This window comes from Deltaproteobacteria bacterium, from assembly GCA_030690165.1.
Classification (GTDB): domain Bacteria; phylum Desulfobacterota; class GWC2-55-46; order UBA9637; family UBA9637; genus JACRNJ01.
This window is the reverse complement of sequence record JAUYHF010000042.1, coordinates 1-19,698: the sequence shown is the minus strand read 5'-3', so window position 1 is coordinate 19,698 and position 19,698 is coordinate 1. Positions and strand designations below refer to the sequence as shown.

The window sequence follows — 19,698 nt, the reverse complement described above, 5'->3', positions numbered from 1 at the left end:
TTGTTAGGGTCAAACCTTTTCCTCCACTTTTAGATAACTACAATCTATCACCTTATGGGTTTCAATTGTTTTTTGGATGGAGGTAGCAACCATACAATAATGTTTTATATCATCAAGTGATAAAGACTTGCCCTTTCTATCCTTAAGCCATTTTTCACAGACCTGATAACCGCCTACTTGGTATTCATAGACTTCCGGCGCAATGCCTTCAAAATACTGGTCGTTATTGATGTAGAGTTTTCCTTTTTCGTATCCCAGCTTTTCAATTTTATTAGTTCCATTGCCTTGAAATCTGGCAACAGGTTTATCAAGCTCTGATGATTTTAGAAGATGCAGTTTGACGAGTTTTTCTCCATATTGTCCCATCTTAACAAATAGTTTGTAATCACTGGTAAAAGGGACTCTCGGAAAATCTATCTTTAAAAACTCAGCATATTTTGTGCGGTAGGTGTTTGAATAAAGAATAGCGTAGATGTAATAAAAGATTTGTTCAGGGGTTGGCTCTTTCTTAAAGTCCTTTTTTAATTGTTCAATTAAGGCTGGAGATAGATTCGGCTTTTTTACTCCGTATTCTGCCTGAGGTTCAAAGAGCATCATGGTGCTGCCAAAAGAGTGTTTTTTAGGTTTGTCTTTTTGCTGGTAAAGGTAGAGGGGGAAAAGAAATGCAATCCCTTTGTTACTTAGTGTTACACGGCTTTCAATAATACTATTTGTTACAAAGGTGTGATTAAAAATGCCTTCGGCAACCTGCCTTACTGCAACTAATCCCAAATTATCTTTCATCATGTGCTGCATGACTTCTTTGCGTGAACGTTCTATTAAAGCATCGTGATAGAAAATCCACTGCTCATCAAAAGGACGGTAGAGAATTTTTGTTATTCCCTTTTCCCAATTATCATCTTTCATGACAGCTTCTCTTGAATCCTTTAATTTCCAGTTTGCCTTATCCTTAAGACCATAAGTCTGCTGAATAATCTCGTCAGACAACTTTTTATCCCTGAATTGTAGTATCCGTCTCCGCAAAGCGCCTTTGTCGGCATCAATGACGAAATTATCCCTTGCCGTCACAATGCCAACGCTGTTTACCGGAAAGATTTCCGTGATTTTAGGATAGCGCTCATACTGCTTTAAAAGCCCTTCATCTCTCGGAATAAAAAGGTAGAACTCGGATTTAGGATTTATCTTTTTCCATTTTGTGCTTTTTATGTCATGCTTATTGAGCCAGTCGTATTTGTCCTCTCTCAGTCCCCAAAGTTCCGCATGGGAAATCTTTTTCTTCAAACCTTTTTTCTTGATGAACAGAGCAATGGCAACGCCCTGCTGGATATCAAAGACATTCTCATCTTTGCTTCCATTGGGGCATTTTTCTTTTTTAAGACTATTGCCGTGCAGGTCAAGGAGATAAATCTCATCAAAGCTTTGCATGAGAGATTGACGCATCCCCCTGAATGTGGGGTTGTCAAGGTAGCTGTGGTTGGTGATAAAACCTAAAATACCTTCGCCTGCTGTGTCTATTTTCCATTGTGCAAAACGGATAAACTTAACATAATCGTCCTGAAGCCATTTTGGATTTTTCTCGCCAAGGGGTTTTCCGTCAACATGAAAATAAGCCTTAATCTCTTTTGTTATCCAATCTCCTATATTTGTTGAATGGCCTGAATATGGCGGATTGCCGAGGATTGCAAGTATCGGCTGCTCTTTCTTTACCGCGCCTGCCAAATGTGATTCCTCAGACAATGATGCCATGCCGGGCAAAAAGGTCTGCTCAAGCTCCTCCATCTCAAGGGTGTTGGTGAGATAAAGTTTAAATCTATCGTCCTTCTGGAGTTTATATCCAAGTTCCTCAAGAAGGAAGGACATCTTCAAATGTCCGACTGCATACGGGGCCATCATCAGTTCAAAGGCATAGTAGTTCTTAAGGATATGGGTTTTAATAAGGTCTTTCTTGCCGCCGTCTCCGTATTTGGAGGTAAATTCCTCTACGGCAAGCTTGCTTGTTTCAGCAAGAAAGGTGAGTGTCCCTGCCGCAGGGTCCAACACGGTAACCGAGCTTGAGGCAAAACCGTCCTGCTTGCCGAAATATTGTTTCAGGATTATGTTTAAAGAACGGACAATGTAAGAGACTACGGGTTCAGGGGTGTAATAAACGCCCCTTTTTTCTCTTGCCTGCGGGTCATATTCGGCAAGGAATGTTTCATAAAAGTGAATGATGGGGTCGCTTCCTTTACCTTCATGATAAAATTTATGGAGAATCTGTTTGACATCCGCAACAGATAGGACTTCAGATATATCGTCAACAATCCATTCCATCTGCGGTGGCAGGTCTTCAAGGGATATAAATTTAAAGACATCCCTTAATATTCCGATTGTTTGCGGAATGTAGTCAAAGGCAAGTCTTCTGTTAAAACCATTTTCTGCCCTTGTCCTTGCGGCAAAAAGTCCGTAGGTGATTGTCTGGCTGTAGAGGTCTGCAAAATCTTCTTTTGTGAGGCCGTGGATAAGAAATTTCTGAAACGCCTGATAAAATCCAAAGATATTGCCTTTCCCCTTCTTTTCTTCTTGCTTAAGTTCTTCAATGATAACCTGTTCTTTTAAAAACCTTGTCCTCTTTGCAAGCTCCACTGCAAGGGTCTTTGCAGTGTATGTCTTTGGCAGAGAGAATGAGAAAAATTTTTCAAGGAGACTGAAAAACTCCTTTTCTTTTTCGACAGGCGGAATTGTTCCGAGTTTGTGTATTACATATGGCCTTGCAATCTGGACTTTATCTACCAATTGACCTTCCCGATAGAAACGGAATTCAAAGAAGTTGGTGAGTATCAGATTGGGGAAGGTGTGCAAATAGCGTTTTAATTGTTCGGTTTCTTTTATCTGGTCTAAGTGCTCAACGGCTGGGGCTTTGGCTTCAATATATCCGACTATATGCTGTTTTCCATCCCATACTCTGAAATCAGGATTTCCGGCATCCGTTTTTTTGGGCAGAGTGGTAGTCTGGATATGTTTTTTGTTGATAGACTCAGAGTAATTTTTAAGAAGTTCCTCAAGACAGGAATAATAGCTTTCTTCTCTGGCATCTCCTCTTTTAGCAACTTCAAATATTCGTTTTAGATATGATTTGAGCATTGCAATCTTTCTTTATATCAAGTTTTTCATGAGTAAATTTGGAATGCCTTCCCTTTTTCCAGAAGACTTATAATCTTTTCAAGTTGACTATTAGACAATTCTTTCATAGCGCCTTTTTTTCAGCATATCTCGGTTTGCTCTATAATCTTTCAATGGCTTTACCTATGACTAAACCTGCGCAAGTAAATTTACATTCCCACAATATTATATCCTGCATCCACATAGATAATCTCGCCTGTAACTCCGCTGGACAGGTCGCTTAAGAGATACAGGGCTGTCTTTGCTACATCTTCTGTTGTGACATTTCGCTTCAAAGGCGCTTTTTTTTCTACGACGTTCAATATATCCCTGAAACCTGCAATGCCCATGGCTGCAAGGGTCTTTACAGGGCCCGCTGATATGGCATTGACCCTTATGCCCTTCTGCCCCAGGTCAGCCGCAAGATACTTAACGCTTGCCTCAAGCGCCGCCTTTGCAACACCCATGACATTATAATTGGGAATAACCTTTTCGCTGCCATAATAGGTTAAGGTTATAATGCTTCCGCTTCTGCCTTCCATTAACGGATATGCCCGCTTTGCCAATGCCACAAGGGAATAGGCGCTCACATCCATTGCCAGCCTGAAGCCTTCTCTTGAGGTATCCGCATACATGCCTTTTAGCTCATCCTTATTTGCAAAGGCAACAGAGTGAACGAGGATATCCAATCCGCCCCATGCCTCTTTAACCGTGTTAAACACCGCATCTATCTCATTATCCTTTGCCACATCGCATGGCAGAATCAGTTTTGAACCAATGCCCTGAGCCAGCGGCATAACCCTTTCTTTAAGCGCATCTCCAACATATGTAAATGCAAGCTCCGCCCCTTCTTTATGCAGCGCCTGCGCTATCGCCCATGCAATGCTCCTCTCGTTTGCAACGCCGAAAATGATTCCCTTTTTATTATTCAGCAAACCCATTTAAAAACCTCCTTGTATGTGTAATCATTAGTGTTCTATCACTATTTAATGGTTGATTCAATCATTACTTTTATTTGACTTGCCAGTTAAGCCCATCTCTGATAAATTCATAGAAAGCTACAATAGGAGGTTGCCATGGTTTTTGAGCATCTTGAAGAAAAAGAGGCTGTGGAGATTGCTTCTTTGATAGAAAGAAATGGTTTTGCGTTTTATTCCATACTCGCAGACAAGGTAGAGGATAAGGCCGTAAAGGATGTATTTAAAAGACTTGCGAAAGAAGAAAAAAGACACATAAGTATACTGGAAAATAGATATTATCCTGAGGCAGGCTTTGGCGAGGAGATTACAGAGGAAGAGTTGACCATAGAAGACTATGTCTCCAGAGCCGCTGATCCAAAGATATTCACTGAAGAGATAAATGTAGAAAAGCTTGTCCATGCAATAGATAGTGTAAAAAAGGCTGTAATATTGGCCATACATACGGAGAAGTACGCATCAGAATATTTTGAAGGCATGGCTGAAAAGGCAACGACCAAAGGCGGTGCTGAAATGTATAAAGAGCTTGCAGACGAGGAAAGGATGCATGTGAAGGTATTGGAAGATATAATGAAGTCAATGTAGGGTTTTGTTATGTCAGAACTTAGACTAAATCTTATAACAAGGGAATGGGTAATCATTGCCACAGAAAGGGCAAAGAAGCCTGAGGATTTCAAAACCGCTGCAGTTAAAAAGGATATTCCCAGGTATGTGGAAACATGCCCATTCTGTCCTGGAAACGAAGCGAAGACCCCTGGAGAGACCTTCAGGATAAGCGATGCAAACGGGTGGAAGACCAGGGTAGTGCCAAATAAGTTTTCTGCCATATCCAACTCCGGCAATAAAGAGAGGCGGGTTGACGGCCTCATACGCAGCGTTACAGGCGTTGGCGTGCATGAGGTTATAATTGAAACCCCTCTCCATAATATGAACCCGGCTCTGCTTTCATTGGAAGAGATGGAAGAGATAGTAAAGATTTATAGAAATAGATTCCTTGAGGCATACAGCGACTCACGGGTTGAACATGTCATAATCTTTAAGAATCACGGCGAAGGCGCAGGCACATCTCTGGAACATCCGCATTCACAGCTTATCGGGACGCCTGTAATGCCTGTGCAGTTCAGGGACAGGCTTGAGGCAGCCGCCCATTTCTTTGACGATACAGGCGAGTGCCTGATGTGCATGATGGCAAAAAAAGAAAAGGAAGAAAAAATAAGAATCGTTGCAGAGGATGAACACTTTCTGACATTTATCCCTTACGCGGCGCTTTCACCATTTCATACATGGATATTTCCCAAAAGACATTCTGCATCATTCGGAGATATCACAGGGGCAGAGATTAAAAGCCTGGCCTTTTCCCTTAAGAATATCCTGTCCAAACTTTATAATGGACTATCCAATCCGGATTACAATTTTGTAATCCGTTCCAATAAACCGAAGGACTGTAATCTGGAATATTTCCACTGGTATGTGAGCATAATACCCCGTATTTCAAAGGCTGCTGGTTTTGAACTTGGAAGCGGCATGTATATAAACACAAGCCTGCCTGAAGAGAGCGCAGAGTTTTTAAGGAAGGTGCGGCCGTAAACAAAAATATATCTATCCTTACTCCTTTTCAATCACCATGTACCAATATACGACTTAATCCTTTTTTGCTATGTCTCACCCCTTAATAGGCTGTTCTCTTTATTATCTCCATCGCCGCCACAACCCCCGACACCGCTGCATGGATAATGCCCCTTGTAATGCCGGCGCCGTCGCCTGCGGCAAAGAGGTTTTTAACTTCTGTTTCAAGGTCTTTGGTAAGTTTAAGCCTCATGGAATAGAATTTCACCTCTATGCCGTAAAGGAGCGTGGATGCTGAGTATATCCCCGGAGCTATCTTATCAAGCGCCTCCAGCATCTCAAGTATGTCCGAGAGATAGCGGTATGGTATGGCAAATGAAAGGTCGCCCGGGACCGCATCCTTCAACGTAGGCTTGACTACCCCCTCTTTAATCCTTTCCAAGGTTGACCTTTTCCCCTGAAGCAAATCTCCAAGCCTCTGGACAAGTATCCCTTCGCTTAAGATATTCGCCAGCTTTGCGATATATTGGCCGTATGCAATTGGTTCATGAAAAGGCTCTGTAAATGTTGTGGAGGCAAGGATTGCAAAGTTTGTATTATCGGTTTTTTTTGTAGAAAAGCTGTGGCCGTTTACTGTGCAAAAGTCTTTGTGCTTTTCTTTTACTACAATGCCGTAGGGGTTCATGCAGAATGTTCTTACCTGGTCATTAAATCGCTTAGAGTAAAATAAAAGTTTTGCCTCGTGCATCACATCTGTTATTGGCCTCATAATGGATGCTGGCACCTCAACCCTTACACCAATATCAATAGGGTTATTTCCCGTAGAAAGGCCAAGCTTCTTTGATTCCTCGCTCAGCCAGTGCGAGCCGCTCCTGCCCGGCGCAAGGATTACAAAATCTCCGAGAAACTCTCTGCCGTCGGCTGTTTTCACACCAAGAACTTTATCCCCTTGCCTCAATATCTCTGATGCCGGGGAATTAAACTGAAAATCAACATCTGCGTCTAATTTCTTTCTTAAATTCTCGAGAAGCGAAAAGCACCTGTCTGTGCCGAGATGCCTTATCTTAAAAGGCAAAAGCCTTAAGCCGTTTCTCGCTGAAATCTCTTCAAGTCTTTTTACCTCTCCCTCGTCTGTGCCGTGCAGTTCCTGAGGCGCACCGTATTTTATAAATATCTTGTCAACATAATCTATAAGAGTTTCGAGCTTATCTTCCTCAATGTAATCGGTTAAAAAACCGCCAACGGCTGTAGAGAGGTTTAGCTTGCCGTCGCTGAATGTGCCTGCGCCGCCAAAGCCGTGAAATATATCATGAGGTTTTCTATCAGGGAGGTCATCTCCTTTTTCCAGAAGGAGAATCCTGAGTTTTTTTTGAGAGGCAAGAAGCTCAAGACCGGCAAAGATGCCGGCAGGGCCTGCGCCGACTATGATAACATCATAGGTATTCATCACCCATCCTCTTGCCTTTAGAGAGGGTCTTTCCCCTTTTTCAGCCTCTTATATACTGACCGAGACTCTGCCGCCATCGGCAGCTTATATTTATCCTCTCTATGTTTCTTCAGCACCCGGACTATTTCTATGAGAAGGGGGATATCTTCTTCGCGGACATCGTCCAGTATTCTCAAAAGTTCCCGCATTTCCCTTCTCTGGGCAACCCTGTATCCTTCTATGGGCAAGAGGTTAATCAATCTTAAGGTTGATTCATCCATAAGGAAGCGCTCAAGGGGAAATGAAAGGGCGTCGGAAATCTTTATCAGGACTCCGAGGGATGGAAGCTGTTCCGCCCGCTCTATCTTTCCAATGTATGTGTAATCCACCCCTGTTTTTTTAGCCAGGGCCTTCTGGGTAAGCCCCTTAGATTGCCTTATCTCTCTAAGTTTTCTGCCAATCTGTTCCTTTATCATAAGAAGGATTTAAAATATCCCCTTTCTCATGTATTGTCAATTTAAATGAATTTAAAATTGTATTATCCTTTTTTACTTGACAAGATAGACTATTTATCCTATTTAATAACTGATTTTATTATTCGTTGAGTATAATCAGGCCTTTCCCCGATAGAAATATTCGGGGACATGTTTTATCAGAGCCAAAAAGGAGAAACTGCGTTTATGGACAAGGCGGAGCTTCTGCAATATCTCAGCGGCTCAGACTTTTTTCATCTCCTGTCAAATGGAGAGTTAAAGCTATACATACTGCTCCTTGCAAGCGCGGATGATGTTGATGTCTCGTGCAAAATAAGTTTTAGAGAAATAGAAAAGATAGGGAGAAGATTGATGGCGCTCAAGAGGCTTAAATCAAGCATGACCTCTCTTGAAAAGTATGGACTTGCGGCATTTGAAAAAATTGAAGAATGGCCTCACGGCGAGCTGAAATTCAGGCTCAAGAGGCCGCCTGTCTATTAAGATCGGATAGATGCAGATAAAAAGAAAGGAGGACATCATGGAAAAGATGATATGCCCAAAATGCAAAAAGTGCTCATATACTGCAGCCCCTCAGGAGCCAAACCCATGTCCATATTGCGATTTTATATTCTCAAAGTCCGACGAAGGCAATGCTGAACCCCCGAATGAATCTATCTGGGGTAAAGAAAAAGATTTGAAATCATAACCTGTTTGCTGGAGGTAATATCATATGAGAAGGCGCATTCTTGTAATATATGGCGAACATAGTATCCTTGAGCTTCTTTCAGCTATACTCAGCGAAGAGGGTTATGAGGTGGATGCTGCCAGCAATGGTGAGGGAGGATTGAAGATGGCATATGACAGGAAATATGCCGTCATAATAAGCGATATTGATATGCCTGTAATGAACGGAATAGAATTTTACAGGAGACTCATTGAAAAAACGCCTTCCATAAAACAAAGGATATTGTTCATCACTGGTGATAAGAATAGAGAAGCCGATACGCTTTTTAAAAAAACAGGGGTGAGGTATTTGCTAAAGCCCTTTAAAACAATAGACCTTTTAAAAGCTGTAAGTGAAATTGCTGCCTTTGCTGGTTCAGGCTAAAAGCTGTCAGCTGATAGCTGATAGCTTTTATATCACAAACCTTCCATTCCTCTGAATCTCCTTCCCGTCAACATATATCGCTCCGCCATTTCTCAAATCCTTTATCATGTCCCAGTGAATAGCAGATTTATTCTTGCCCCCTGCGCTTTCATAAGATCTGCCTACCGCAAGATGGACAGTGCCGCCAATCTTTTCGTCAAATAAAATGTCCTTGGAAAAATGTTTTATGCCGTAATTTGTGCCAATGCCCACCTCACCGAGATACCTTGCGCCTTTGTCTGTATCCAGCATTGAGATAAGAAATCCCTGATTCTTTTCTGCCTTTGCTTCTATAACCCTGCCTTTTTTAAATTTTAAACATATACCAAGAACCTCTTTGCCCTGATATATTGCAGGCAAATCGTAATAGATTTGCCCCTCGGCGCTATCCTCCACCGGCGACAAAAACACCTCCCCGTCAGGCATATTCCTTTCGCCGCAGCACGGGATAGCCTTTCGCCCCTTTATGCTGAGGGTCAAATCAGTATCCTTGCCGACTATCCTTATAATATTAGCCTTATCCAGAATCCTCTTCAGATTCATCTCCTCTTTTTTAACCTTGCCCCAGTTTATATTTGTTGCGCCATAGAGAAAATCCTCATACTCTTCCAGAGACATGTCAGTTTCCTGCGCCAGGGCATTTGTGGGGAAATTGCAGATAACCCAACGCTTTCTATTTACAATCTCTTCCTGTATTGGCATTAAAACCTTGCTGCGCATGCTGATTACCTTTGGATCTATATTTGAGAGCGCTTTTTTATTAACAGAGGCCCTTATATTAATAACGCAGTCAACATTCTTTGCCTCAAAAAACTTTATCTTTGGAAAGTCCAGAAGCTGTTCCTTTGCTGCCATCTTGTAAAATATATTAGTCATCTCCTCAAACGCAATATTGACAGCAGGATAGCCTCCTGCCTGCAAAACCTTTTTATATACCTCAAGCACAAGCGGTTTTGCAAGCTCTGAAGATGCATTGATTAGCGCCCGTTCCCCTTTTTTTATTTTAAGGGAATAATTTACAAGAATGTCTGCAAGCTTTGTAATGCGTGTGTCGTACATGAAACCTCCTTACCCTGCCAGGTATCTCTTTCCTCCAAGACCCTGTTAATCCTGTCTAATATTAAGAATTTATTGACACTCCAGTCAGGGGCGATTAAAAACCTCCTTGCCGTATCTCCGCATAACCTATGCATTATAACATCTTCAGGGATCTCTTGAAGAAAATCTGCTGCAAGATTGGCATAATCATCAAACTCCAAAGGCATGAATCCGCCTTTATTATACATCTCTTCAAGCCTTGTGCCTTTGTGTATATGAAGGTGATGAAGTTTTATGCCCCATATCCCGATATTAGCCAAAATCCTTGCGGTTGAAAGCATATCTTCTCTGTTTTCGCCGGGAAGACCAAGGATTACATGGGCGCACACAGGAATTTTTCTTTCTTTTGCCATTTTAACAGCATCGGTAAAATCTTCTACTGTATGACACCTGTTTATTAGTTTAAGGGTTTTATCGTGAGCGGACTGAAGACCGAGTTCAAGCCACAGGAATTTTTCTTTTGCAAGTTTTGACAATAAATCTAAAATCTCGTTATCCACGCAATCCGGCCTTGTTGAAACAGCCAGACCAACAACATCAGGGTGGTTCAATCCTTCCTTGTAAAGCCTTTCTAATGTTGTAACAGGCGCATATGTATTCGTGTTTATCTGAAAATAAGCGATAAACTTTTTTGCATTATGTCTGTTTTTTATATATTCAATGCCTTGATAAAGCTGCTCTCTTATTCCCATGCTGTCACTATAATTCAAAGGCATCATTGGTTCGGAATTGCAATAAATGCATCCGCCTGCGCTTTTTATGCCATCCCTGTTAGGGCAGCTAAGGCCTGCATTCAAAGAGACCTTAAAGACCTTACAGCCAAATTTATTCTTAAGAAAATCAGAAAGGGAGTTGTAACGGCCGTTCATATCTTCTGCCTTTTAATAATTCCCGGTCTTGTCATGGCCATTGGGTTAAAAATTTTATCAACCTCTTTTTTAGAAAGAATCCCCTTTTCAAGGACTATCTCTCTTATGGTTTTGCCGGTTATAACAGCCTCTTTTGCGACAACAGCCGCTTTTTCATAGCCGATGAATGGATTAAGGACAGTCGCAAGACCAACGCTCTTTTCTGCAAACTCCCGGCATCTTGCCTTGTCTGCCTTTATGTCCTTTACACACCGCTCTGTAAAAGCCTTTACGCCATTTTTAAGAATTTCCAAAGATTGGAGAAGGTTATGGTTTATTACAGGCATCATTACATTCAATTCAAGCTGGCCTGCCTGCGCTGCCATTGCGATTGTCAGGTCATTGCCGATAACCTGAAAGCAGACCATGTTCATCATTTCAGCCATAACCGGATTTACCTTGCCAGGCATAATGGATGAACCGGGTTGAACAGCGGGAAGTATAATCTCGGCAAAACCTGTTCTTGGGCCTGAGCTTAAAAGCCGCAGATCATTGGCAATCTTTATAAGTTCTATAGCAAGCCCTCTTAATCCCTGAGATAAATTTACAAAATCCGCCATGCTGTTTATAGCCTCTAACATGTCCTTTGCAGGCCTTAAATCTTTTATCCCGGTAATATCCTTCAATGCCATTATTACATGCCTTCTGTATGCAGGATGAGTATTTATGCCTGTGCCTGCTGCTGTTGCGCCTATGCCAAGTTCTTTTAATTCTTCTGCAGCCCGCTGAATTCTTTTTGTCGCCTTTGAGACTACTGCTGCGTAAGCGCGAAATTGCTGTCCAAGCCTTATGGGCACCGCATCCTGAAGATGGGTTCTTGCCGATTTGATAATACCGTCAAATTCCTTTGCCTTATCTGATAGCGCCTTTTCCATCATCTTCAATTCCAATAATAACTCTTTTGTCAAAAACAGACTGGCAATCCTCATGCCTGTTGGTATCGTGTCATTCGTTGACTGTGACATATTAACATGGTCGTTGGGGTGGATGATTTTATAGTTCCCCTTTTTCTCACTGAGCATTTCTATTGCCCTATTTGCGATGACCTCATTGGCATTCATGTTGTGCGATGTGCCTGCGCCCGCCTGATACACATCCACAACAAATTCATTGTGCAGTTTTCCGCTTATAATCTCGTCCGCAGCCTTGACAATCGCCATGCCGATTCTTTTATTGAGGTTCCCGGTTGCCATATTGGCAATAGCAGCAGCCTTTTTCACCATTGCAAAGGCTAATACAAATTCTTTTTTCGGAGATATGCCGCTTATGGAAAAGTTTTCAATTGCCCTTAGTGTCTGTATGCCGTAATAGGCATTCATGGGCACATCTTTTTCGCCGAGCGAATCACGTTCTATTCTTGTTTTAGGCATTGCCTTCATTGTATTGTCCTACAATCCTCTCTTTGTCTTTGCCTTATTCCACTCTTGCACAATTTCGCTGTCAACATCCATAAGCACAATCTTTTTTAGCTGCTGCGCCTTAAAATCCTGTATCGTCTCCAGCATTGCATCTGCTGCTGCCTCTTTTTTTACGCCGCCTATACCTGTTCCCATGCCCGGTAACGCCACCACGGAAAATCCGCTTTCGTCAGCCAGCTTAAGCGCTGCCTTTGTTGCCTTGCCCACGCTCACAAGCGGTATGCGGATGCCGGGTATCTCCATTGTAGGCGCGTGGATAATGCCTTTGAATTTTAAATTCCCTGCTGTTGTCAGGACAGCCTTGCCAACCGGTATGGGAGAGAGTTTTTTTGCCTCCTCTTCCACTACATCGCCAGCCGCCTTTTTTATAACCATCGCCACCCCGCCGCCCATGAGGCCGAGGCTATTTGCAGCGTTTACTATGACGTCAGCCTCTGCCTCCAAAAGGCTTCCCTGTTTTATTATAATTTCCATAACCACCTCCATCCTTACATTTCAATCTCTTTCCATTTCCCTTCCTTGAACTTCCACAGCATTGTTACCCCTATGGTCAAACTGTACGCAAACATGCTCAGCCATGCGCCATAAAGCCCGAAACCAAAAACCAGACTTAAAATATAGGCTGCCGGCAGGAATAAAAACCATACCACAAACCCCTCTGCCTTCATAACCCATTTTGTATATCCTGCGCCTTGAAGCGCATGGGAAAGAATAAGATTTGCAGCGTCAAAGAACTGAATTATTCCAAACAGTATGAGGACATTTCTGCCTGTTTCTATAACTGTTTTCTGGTCAGTAAATATCTCAAGTATAATCCCGGGGAATAATATAAACAAAGCCCCTAAAAAACCCATACATAAAAGTCCGAGTTTCACGGCCTCCCATCCATAGCTTTCTGCAATTTCCGCATTGCCCTTGCCAAGATTCTGGCTTACCATTGTGGCGGCTGCAACCGCAAACCCGTAGCCGGCAAGGAATGTAAAAGAGGAAAGGGTCATAAGTATATTGCTTGCCGCAAGCTCTACGTTCCCTATCCGTCCCACTATCCAGAGAAATGTTGTAAGTCCTGCCATTATAAAAAATACCCTGATCATTGCAGGAAATGCAAGCCTCATAATGGAATTTAAAATTGCAAGGTTAAACTGATACCTGCTTAAATATCTGAACCGCCTGACAAATCGGTTGCTAAAACTGATGCCAAAGAAATATGCGGCGCCTATAAAGGAAGAAATAAGCGATGCAATGGCAGCCCCTTTTACCTCAAGCCTCGGAAAACCGAATTTCCCAAAAATGAGTACATAGTCAAAGATAATGTTTGATATATTCATAACAATGGCAACCTTCATAAACAGATGCGTTTGGCCAAGGCCGTCAAAAAATCCCCTGAAGGATGCAATGACAAGGAAAAAGAATATTGATAAAAAACTGTATTTGAGATAATCAATCCCATACTCAACAACCTTTATGTCATCTGACAGGTATGGAAATATTGCCGGGGCAAAGAGATAACCGGCAACGGAAAATAAGAAACCGGATATTACAGCAAAGGCAAGCGTGTTATCAAGAAGCCCTCCGCATGCCTCCCAGTCCCCCTCTCCGAACCTTCTTGCAACAAGGCTCTGGGCGCCTACCTCTATGGCCATAAGGCTGCTTCCAAATACCCAGACAACAAACCAGCCAAGACCTGCCGCTGCCAGGGCCTCCACCCCGACCCTCCCCAGCATGGCAGTGTCAACGGCATAAAAAATAGTCTGGGAAAGTGTGCCAAAAAATACGGGGGAGGCGAGTTTAAGGATATCTTTGGACAAAGGACCGTTTAACAAGGATGTCATTTTTCTCCTTTTTACCTGCTCATTCTATAGGAGCAGCCGGAATTAGTCAAATAAGGATTTTCTTGATTTCAATCTTGTCGTGGAATAAGATATAAAGCAGAAAGCCGTAGAAACAGGTCTTTAAACCTGTTAATCCCCTTTTGACTTTCTTCCATAGGAGGTAGCGCAAAGTGTCTGAAAAAAAATGGAATGACCTTAAAGATAACCCTTTGCTAAAACTGCTGCATACTATATCCCTCCGCAGCGACCCGGCAAACATCATGGACGTTACAAGGGGAATGTTAAAGAGGAGGATATACTTTAAAAAAGGCTGGCCTGTTAATGTTTCCTCCAACAGTATGAACGATGTGCTTGGCAGGGTGATGTTGGAAGAAGGCATTATCTCAAAAGAGGCTTATGAAAAATCGCTGGAGATAATGTTAAAGCAAAAGAAAAGACATGGCGAGGTCCTTATTTCTATGGGGTTTATATCGCAAAAAGAACTTGACGACTGCCTTGCGCTTCAGATGAAAAAAAAGATATGGAAAATCTTTAGCTGGCCGGATGGAAATTATAAGTATTTTTTAGTTAAGGGCAGCCTGCCGGCAAATCTCCAATTGCTACCCATGAATCCTGCCTTGCTGATAATAAACGGAATACTAAATGGATATTGCCAGATTGAACAGGTGGAGGCTCTGCTTAAAAAGTTTATGGACAAACCCCTTGCTCTTTCGCCAAGCAAGCCGTATAAAATCGAAGACCTCGGTTTAAATATCCAGGAGAGCCGCTTCCTTGCCAAATTTGACGGCAAAAGCAAAACAAAAGAAGTGATAAATAATTCTGATCTCCTCCATCGGAAGGCTGAACTTCTGACATACGGCTTCATAATAACAGATATTATATCTTCAAAGGATGAACCTGTTGCCGGTGTTGTTGGTTCAGTCTACAAGCTTGAATCAACCGAAGCAAAAGAGGAGGCTTATGAGCCGGAGAAAAAGACAGATGCCGAACTCATATTCCAGAATGGGAAAACACACCTTGCCAAAAAAGATTATGAAAAAGCAGCAGCTTCATTTGAAGAAGCAGTAAGACTCAATCCCGATGAGGCAGAATATAAGGCATATCTCGGCTGGGCGATTTTTAACACGCATCCCCATGATACGGTAAAGGCCAAGAACCTCCTTATGGAATCGCTCTCTATCAATCCTGACATGGACATAGCCCATCTTTTCCTTGCAAAACTTTATATAAGAGAGGGTTTATTTAAAGAGGCTGAGGGCGGTCTGGCAGCAGCGCTTAAAAAAAATCCATTTCTGCCTAAGGCCAGGAAAGAACTCGCGCTTATCAAGATAATGTCCGGCTCTGACGTTCAGAAGAAAGACCATATTGACTATTTTCATTTAACCAAAAACCCGTTTGACCTTTTGCCTGACCCGGATTTATTATATCTTGGGGATGCGCATTCTGAGGCATTATATTTCCTTTTAAACAATATTAAAAGCAATAGGGCTAATATTATCCTCCTTACAGGGGTAAAAGGAAGCGGTAAAACAAGCATGTGTCTTAAAACAATGGATGAGCTTGCAGATGAAAAGATAGCGTTTGTGTATATAGATGGGCTTCTGTTGCAGCAAAGCATTGCAACGGAAAGCAGCGGGTTAGATATTTTAATCGCAATTAAAAATGAGCTTGGAATAAAAACCGCCAATGATTCTGTAGAGAACGTTGTCTCCGCCCTCCACGCGCATTCTTTTATGTGCAGGGAAGCAAGGGGGCGAACCGTTGTAATATTTGATAATGCAGACAAATTTAATGCCAATACATTAAGGGCTGTAAGAACTTTATTGCAAACAGGGATTGATAATATAATTCTCTCCGGCCAGTCTGATATAAAAAATATATTGAATGCGCCCCACCTTAAAGAGATTAAACAGGGCATCTCAGGGATACATCACCTGCACCCGCTTGGCCATGAAGAGACAAAAGAATATATCTCTAAAAGACTCGCATTAGCCGGTGGAGAAGGAAAACTTGAGATAACCCCTTGGGCAGTTAAAATCATATACAATGCGAGTTTTGGCAATCCGGAGATGATAAATAAAATCTGCGACTTGAGCCTTGATATGGCGATGAAGAGGACAACCCACATTATAGACGAGCAGATTGTCAAAGCCGCAGAAGGCAGTATTGACACAAAGGTGGATGAAAAACTTCCTCAGATTGAGCCTATAGAAGAAAAGGCAGACGCTCTCTCTGAGGAAGAGGTAAGAAAGATTATAAGCGGACAAATAGCCGCGGCAGTGGAAGAGGCAGTAAAAAAGGAAATTGAAAAAAGGGCGCCCCAATTTGACCCTGTATCTGTAGTGGATAAGGTTACAGAAAAGGCAAAAAGGCTTGTAAATGAACAAGTAGTCAATATGGTAGTAGGTGTTGTAAAAAGCGAAATAGACAAGAGGGCGGTTCAACAGATTGAGCCTGTAGAAGAAAAGGCAGACGCTCTCTCTGAGGAAGAGATAAGAAAGATTATAAGCGGACAAATAGCCGCGGCAGTGGAAGAGGCAGTAAAAAAGGAAATTGAAAAAAGGGCGCCCCAATTTGACCCTGTATCTGTAGTAGATGAGGTTACAGAAAAGGTAAAAAGGCTTGTAAATGAACAAGTGGTCAATATGGTAGTAGGTGTTGTAAAAAGCGAAATGGACAAGAGGGCGGTTCAACCTGACGCCAGTCCCTCTCCACTTGAGGGAGACGATCAGGGTGAGGAGGGATTTAAAATGGTATTACCGGGGCAAACAACCGGCATTGTCGGTGATGACAGGGGTAGTGAATGGCGTCTGCCTAACGTTGAAGAAGGGACGCATCAACCAGATACTTCCTTTGTTTCATTTGAGGTTGATGAAAAAAAGAATGGGTTCTTTGCAAAAAACAGCTTCCTGTTAAAAACATTTATTGTTGTAATTGCGGCCGGAACCATGGTGGCTGTTATTGCCAATTATAATATCTTACAGGAAATTACTCTCTTCTCAGGTTCTAATGCGCCAGGACCTGTTGAAAAAGTAGAACCTGTCAATTTACCAGCAACCGAGCCGCCGGCAATTAAGACTGTGCCGCCGGAGGTTCAACATGCGCCTGAAGATAAAGTTGTTCTGCCTGAGGCAATGCCTGAAACCGCTCCTGATGTATCAGATAAGCCAAGATTATTGACGCTCACATTTGAGATAAATAGCAGCGGGAAAGAAACGGTTTTTAACGGCGAAACACTTAAAGTAAAAAGAGGGGATAAGATAAAGATTGTTTCCGCAGACGCAGGAGGCGTCCCGGCCAATGGTATTGTCGTAAATCTGCTTGGTTTTACAGGGGATAAAAATAAAAATACAGGGGAAGACAGGGGCTATTTGATTGATACAAATAGAGATATGTGGAAAAAGTATTCCATAAACGGAAAGGGAAGCGAATATCCCATTATAGTAAAATACAGGGGCGGGAAGATAGGGGGTGTAATATTGAAGATAACAGATTGATTATTTTTCCCACAAATGCCTGTCCACATACTGGGCAAGTATCTCCTGCATCCTTGCAGGGGGCGGCACAGGAAAAAAGAAATTTATCACTGCATGGCCTATTTCGTGCGCCAGAACGCCGTCAGTCGTATCTGAGAGAGAAAGGTATATAGCCCTTGTTTTGTGGTTATAGAACGCTATGGGCGATTTGCCGAAGCTGCCTATAGCGAGATATTTTAGAGACAGGTCTTTATATGCAGGATAGATATATATCTTAAAATGGAGATTAGCCGGATACATGTCCAGAATCTCCTCAACCCTCTCCACGATGGCGTCAACCCTGTTTTTTGCCAGCATAGGATTTTTCCCCTGGCTCTCGCCAAAAATTTGAAGGCCACTACGTAGATTTCTGGTAAAACTGTTAAGGTCGCTGTCATTCGAGTAATATATGGTTGCATATTGCGTTTCGTATGTCTTTGCCCAATCTTCGGCAAAACAGTTTGCAGTAAACGGCAAGCTGTAAACTGCAAACAACAGGCAGCAAATAAATAATGGTTTCCGGTTCACAATTGGCGGCTTGAGGTTTTGAAATAATCGGCAGTCTCTTTTAAATCTTGAAGTTTTTTAGATATCTCCGGCAATCGGGAGGCCATATCTTCTTTAGCAGAAGGGTTTGACGCCGCAGCGGCCTGCATTTCTGAAACTAATTTTGAAATACCGGCAATCCCGGACTTTATGGCGCCCACATTCATATCCATGACGTTTGCCAGTTCATTGATGCTGTTTTGCAATTCCATAAATTGGTCTTTTTCTCTCAATTTGAATCTCTGAGCCAGGTCGCCTTTGCTTAAATCGCCCAGAGCCTTTTCAAAGCGGTATAACGGTCCGGCAAGTCTATGCGATAAAAATATGAGCGCAGCTATGCCGATAATGCCTGTCGCCACGACTATTATGAGATTTGAAAAAAGCAGCATAGGAAGGAAAAAATCGTATGTGCTGGCTATTTTGAGCTCTGAGCCTAAATATCCGGTTGTCAGAGTGCCTTTTGACAGATACAGAAAAAGCCCTATTGCAAGAACAGCCTCTATGACTATAATAATGAGGAACTTGATGGAAAAATCTATCTGAAACTTCTTTTTAATAAAATAATTTCTGCGCCTAAAGGCTTTTTTATTTTCCATTCGCAAGCCCCTTCAGCAGACTAGTGTTGATTTGTATTTTAGCGGAGTTTTTAACATTTTTCAGCCATTCCTCCATTGCCTTTTGTTTTTTCTGTTCAAGAAGGAATGTTTTTATGCGGCTGTAAATGCCTTTAAGCGGGGGGATGGGGTTTTTTTCTTTTTTTATAATATGAATAACAATATAGCCGCCGTCTCCTTCGTACATATTCGCCTCTCCGGCATTCATATCAAATGCGTTTAAAAGCGCATCAGACCTTATATCTTCCAGATAAAGAGGCCCCAGGGATTCTGCGCCGTCAATCTTTAATCCTTTTAACATCTTTTCCTTTGTTTCTTTGGCTTGTTCCTTATTTTTTATCTCCACAAGTTGTACAGTTGGCAGATACTGCATCCTTTGATAGTGCCGCTCTATTTCGTCTTCTGTCACAAAAAGTCTGTCTGCCCACTCTTTGATCTTTAATTCCATCAGTTCCCTTATCAAAGTCTGCTCCCAGAATGTTTTGATTGTTTCTGCAAAACGCGGGTCTTCTGTCAGCCCTTTCTTCATCGCCTCCTGCAATAATAATTTTTTATCAATGATGGTATTGAGATGTTCTTCAAGTGTCTGCGGGGTTATCTTAAAGGCCGGATTTCTTTTTGAGAGGATGGATATATCTTTCTGGAATTCCGCCAGAGAAACGCCGATGTCGTTAACAGAGGCGATATTTTCCCCCTGCAATTTGTTTTTTTCGCAGGCCGCTATGGGCAGCAGAAAAAGGATGGAAAGGATATAAGGTTTGAGTTGCATCCGGATTAGCTTATTTGCAGCTATTCTATAATACAAAAAGAAGGGATTGTCAAAAACAAAATAGCGTCTGTCAACCCAAAGTAGCAATGTCTGAATATTTCTACTTTGGTAAAACCGGACATTATCATTTTGGGTAATGTCAATTATTATGTGTCAGTAAGAAAGGGGTATTAGTTCCCTCCTTTTTGTTTTCATAGGTAAATACAGCATACAGTATTCTTTCCATACTCGTTCTGTCGCTGAACACACCCATAGGTCTTGTCCTTCTCCT

Annotated in this window: 18 protein-coding genes; 6 read left to right on the top strand and 12 right to left on the bottom strand. The window is 42.2% G+C overall.

Annotation, left to right across the window (positions count from 1 at the left end; translation table 11 throughout):
- Positions 1-9: 9 nt before the first annotated feature.
- Both Q8P28_07020 and Q8P28_07015 read right to left on the bottom strand, forming a co-directional pair.
- Positions 10-3,120 carry a type ISP restriction/modification enzyme gene (locus tag Q8P28_07020; protein ID MDP2682540.1) on the bottom strand — a complete coding sequence of 1,037 codons (3,111 nt, stop codon included), beginning with the start codon at positions 3,118-3,120 and terminating at the stop codon, positions 10-12.
- Positions 3,121-3,308: 188 nt separating this feature from the next.
- The gene (locus Q8P28_07015) at positions 3,309-4,079 is read right to left on the bottom strand and encodes an enoyl-ACP reductase (protein ID MDP2682539.1); all 771 of its coding nucleotides are present in this window, start codon (positions 4,077-4,079) and stop codon (positions 3,309-3,311) included.
- A 135-nt stretch (positions 4,080-4,214) separates the two neighbouring features.
- Between Q8P28_07015 and Q8P28_07010 the strand changes: the two genes are divergently transcribed.
- Together Q8P28_07010 and galT are read left to right on the top strand one after the other, a co-directional pair.
- Entirely contained in the window at positions 4,215-4,700 is a 486-nt protein-coding gene (locus Q8P28_07010) for a ferritin family protein (protein MDP2682538.1), read from the top strand.
- Between the two features lie 9 nt (positions 4,701-4,709).
- Positions 4,710-5,702 carry a galactose-1-phosphate uridylyltransferase gene (gene galT, locus Q8P28_07005; protein ID MDP2682537.1) on the top strand — a complete coding sequence of 331 codons (993 nt, stop codon included), beginning with the start codon at positions 4,710-4,712 and terminating at the stop codon, positions 5,700-5,702.
- Positions 5,703-5,784: 82 nt separating this feature from the next.
- Here the strand turns inward: galT and Q8P28_07000 are convergent, their stop codons facing one another.
- Both Q8P28_07000 and Q8P28_06995 read right to left on the bottom strand, forming a co-directional pair.
- Positions 5,785-7,128 (bottom strand): NAD(P)/FAD-dependent oxidoreductase, encoded by a 1,344-nt coding sequence (locus Q8P28_07000; GenBank protein ID MDP2682536.1) that lies wholly within the window; start codon positions 7,126-7,128, stop codon positions 5,785-5,787.
- Between the two features lie 17 nt (positions 7,129-7,145).
- Positions 7,146-7,583 carry a helix-turn-helix transcriptional regulator gene (locus Q8P28_06995; GenBank protein ID MDP2682535.1) on the bottom strand — a complete coding sequence of 146 codons (438 nt, stop codon included), beginning with the start codon at positions 7,581-7,583 and terminating at the stop codon, positions 7,146-7,148.
- A gap of 204 nt (positions 7,584-7,787) precedes the next feature.
- Between Q8P28_06995 and Q8P28_06990 the strand changes: the two genes are divergently transcribed.
- Genes Q8P28_06990 through Q8P28_06980 form a run of 3 tightly spaced genes read left to right on the top strand, consistent with a single transcriptional unit; the run spans position 7,788 to position 8,688 of the window.
- Positions 7,788-8,081: a hypothetical protein gene (locus Q8P28_06990; protein MDP2682534.1), complete on the top strand. Its 294-nt coding sequence runs from the start codon at positions 7,788-7,790 to the stop codon at positions 8,079-8,081.
- Positions 8,082-8,118: 37 nt separating this feature from the next.
- Positions 8,119-8,286, top strand: a complete 168-nt coding sequence (locus Q8P28_06985; protein ID MDP2682533.1) for a hypothetical protein — start codon at positions 8,119-8,121, stop codon at positions 8,284-8,286.
- 24 nt (positions 8,287-8,310) lie between these two features.
- Positions 8,311-8,688 carry a response regulator gene (locus Q8P28_06980; GenBank protein ID MDP2682532.1) on the top strand — a complete coding sequence of 126 codons (378 nt, stop codon included), beginning with the start codon at positions 8,311-8,313 and terminating at the stop codon, positions 8,686-8,688.
- 27 nt (positions 8,689-8,715) lie between these two features.
- Here the strand turns inward: Q8P28_06980 and Q8P28_06975 are convergent, their stop codons facing one another.
- From Q8P28_06975 to Q8P28_06955, 5 genes are read right to left on the bottom strand one after another with little or no spacing between them, the layout of a single operon-like run.
- The gene (locus tag Q8P28_06975) at positions 8,716-9,786 is read right to left on the bottom strand and encodes an aminopeptidase (protein MDP2682531.1); all 1,071 of its coding nucleotides are present in this window, start codon (positions 9,784-9,786) and stop codon (positions 8,716-8,718) included.
- On the bottom strand, positions 9,744-10,694 hold the full coding sequence (locus Q8P28_06970) for a TIGR01212 family radical SAM protein (GenBank protein ID MDP2682530.1): 951 nt from the start codon (positions 10,692-10,694) through the stop codon (positions 9,744-9,746). The genes Q8P28_06975 and Q8P28_06970 overlap by 43 nt, the downstream gene beginning before the upstream one ends.
- The gene (locus Q8P28_06965; GenBank protein MDP2682529.1) at positions 10,691-12,103 is read right to left on the bottom strand and encodes an aspartate ammonia-lyase; all 1,413 of its coding nucleotides are present in this window, start codon (positions 12,101-12,103) and stop codon (positions 10,691-10,693) included. Before Q8P28_06965 ends, Q8P28_06970 begins: the two co-directional genes overlap by 4 nt.
- 18 nt (positions 12,104-12,121) lie before the next feature.
- The gene (locus Q8P28_06960; protein MDP2682528.1) at positions 12,122-12,625 is read right to left on the bottom strand and encodes a macro domain-containing protein; all 504 of its coding nucleotides are present in this window, start codon (positions 12,623-12,625) and stop codon (positions 12,122-12,124) included.
- 14 nt (positions 12,626-12,639) lie between these two features.
- Positions 12,640-13,983 (bottom strand): MATE family efflux transporter, encoded by a 1,344-nt coding sequence (locus Q8P28_06955; protein MDP2682527.1) that lies wholly within the window; start codon positions 13,981-13,983, stop codon positions 12,640-12,642.
- A 170-nt stretch (positions 13,984-14,153) separates the two neighbouring features.
- Between Q8P28_06955 and Q8P28_06950 the strand changes: the two genes are divergently transcribed.
- A complete protein-coding gene (locus Q8P28_06950) occupies positions 14,154-17,480 on the top strand; it encodes an AAA family ATPase (protein ID MDP2682526.1) in 3,327 nt (1,108 codons plus the stop codon).
- Here the strand turns inward: Q8P28_06950 and Q8P28_06945 are convergent, their stop codons facing one another.
- From Q8P28_06945 to Q8P28_06935, 3 genes are read right to left on the bottom strand one after another with little or no spacing between them, the layout of a single operon-like run.
- Positions 17,481-17,975, bottom strand: coding sequence for a hypothetical protein (locus Q8P28_06945; GenBank protein MDP2682525.1), 495 nt, complete (start codon positions 17,973-17,975; stop codon positions 17,481-17,483). It lies immediately after the preceding gene.
- A gap of 47 nt (positions 17,976-18,022) precedes the next feature.
- Positions 18,023-18,640, bottom strand: a complete 618-nt coding sequence (locus tag Q8P28_06940) for a methyl-accepting chemotaxis protein (GenBank protein ID MDP2682524.1) — start codon at positions 18,638-18,640, stop codon at positions 18,023-18,025.
- Complete coding sequence (locus Q8P28_06935) at positions 18,630-19,427, bottom strand: hypothetical protein (GenBank protein MDP2682523.1); 798 nt, start codon at positions 19,425-19,427, stop codon at positions 18,630-18,632. Before Q8P28_06935 ends, Q8P28_06940 begins: the two co-directional genes overlap by 11 nt.
- Positions 19,428-19,698 lie beyond the last annotated feature (271 nt).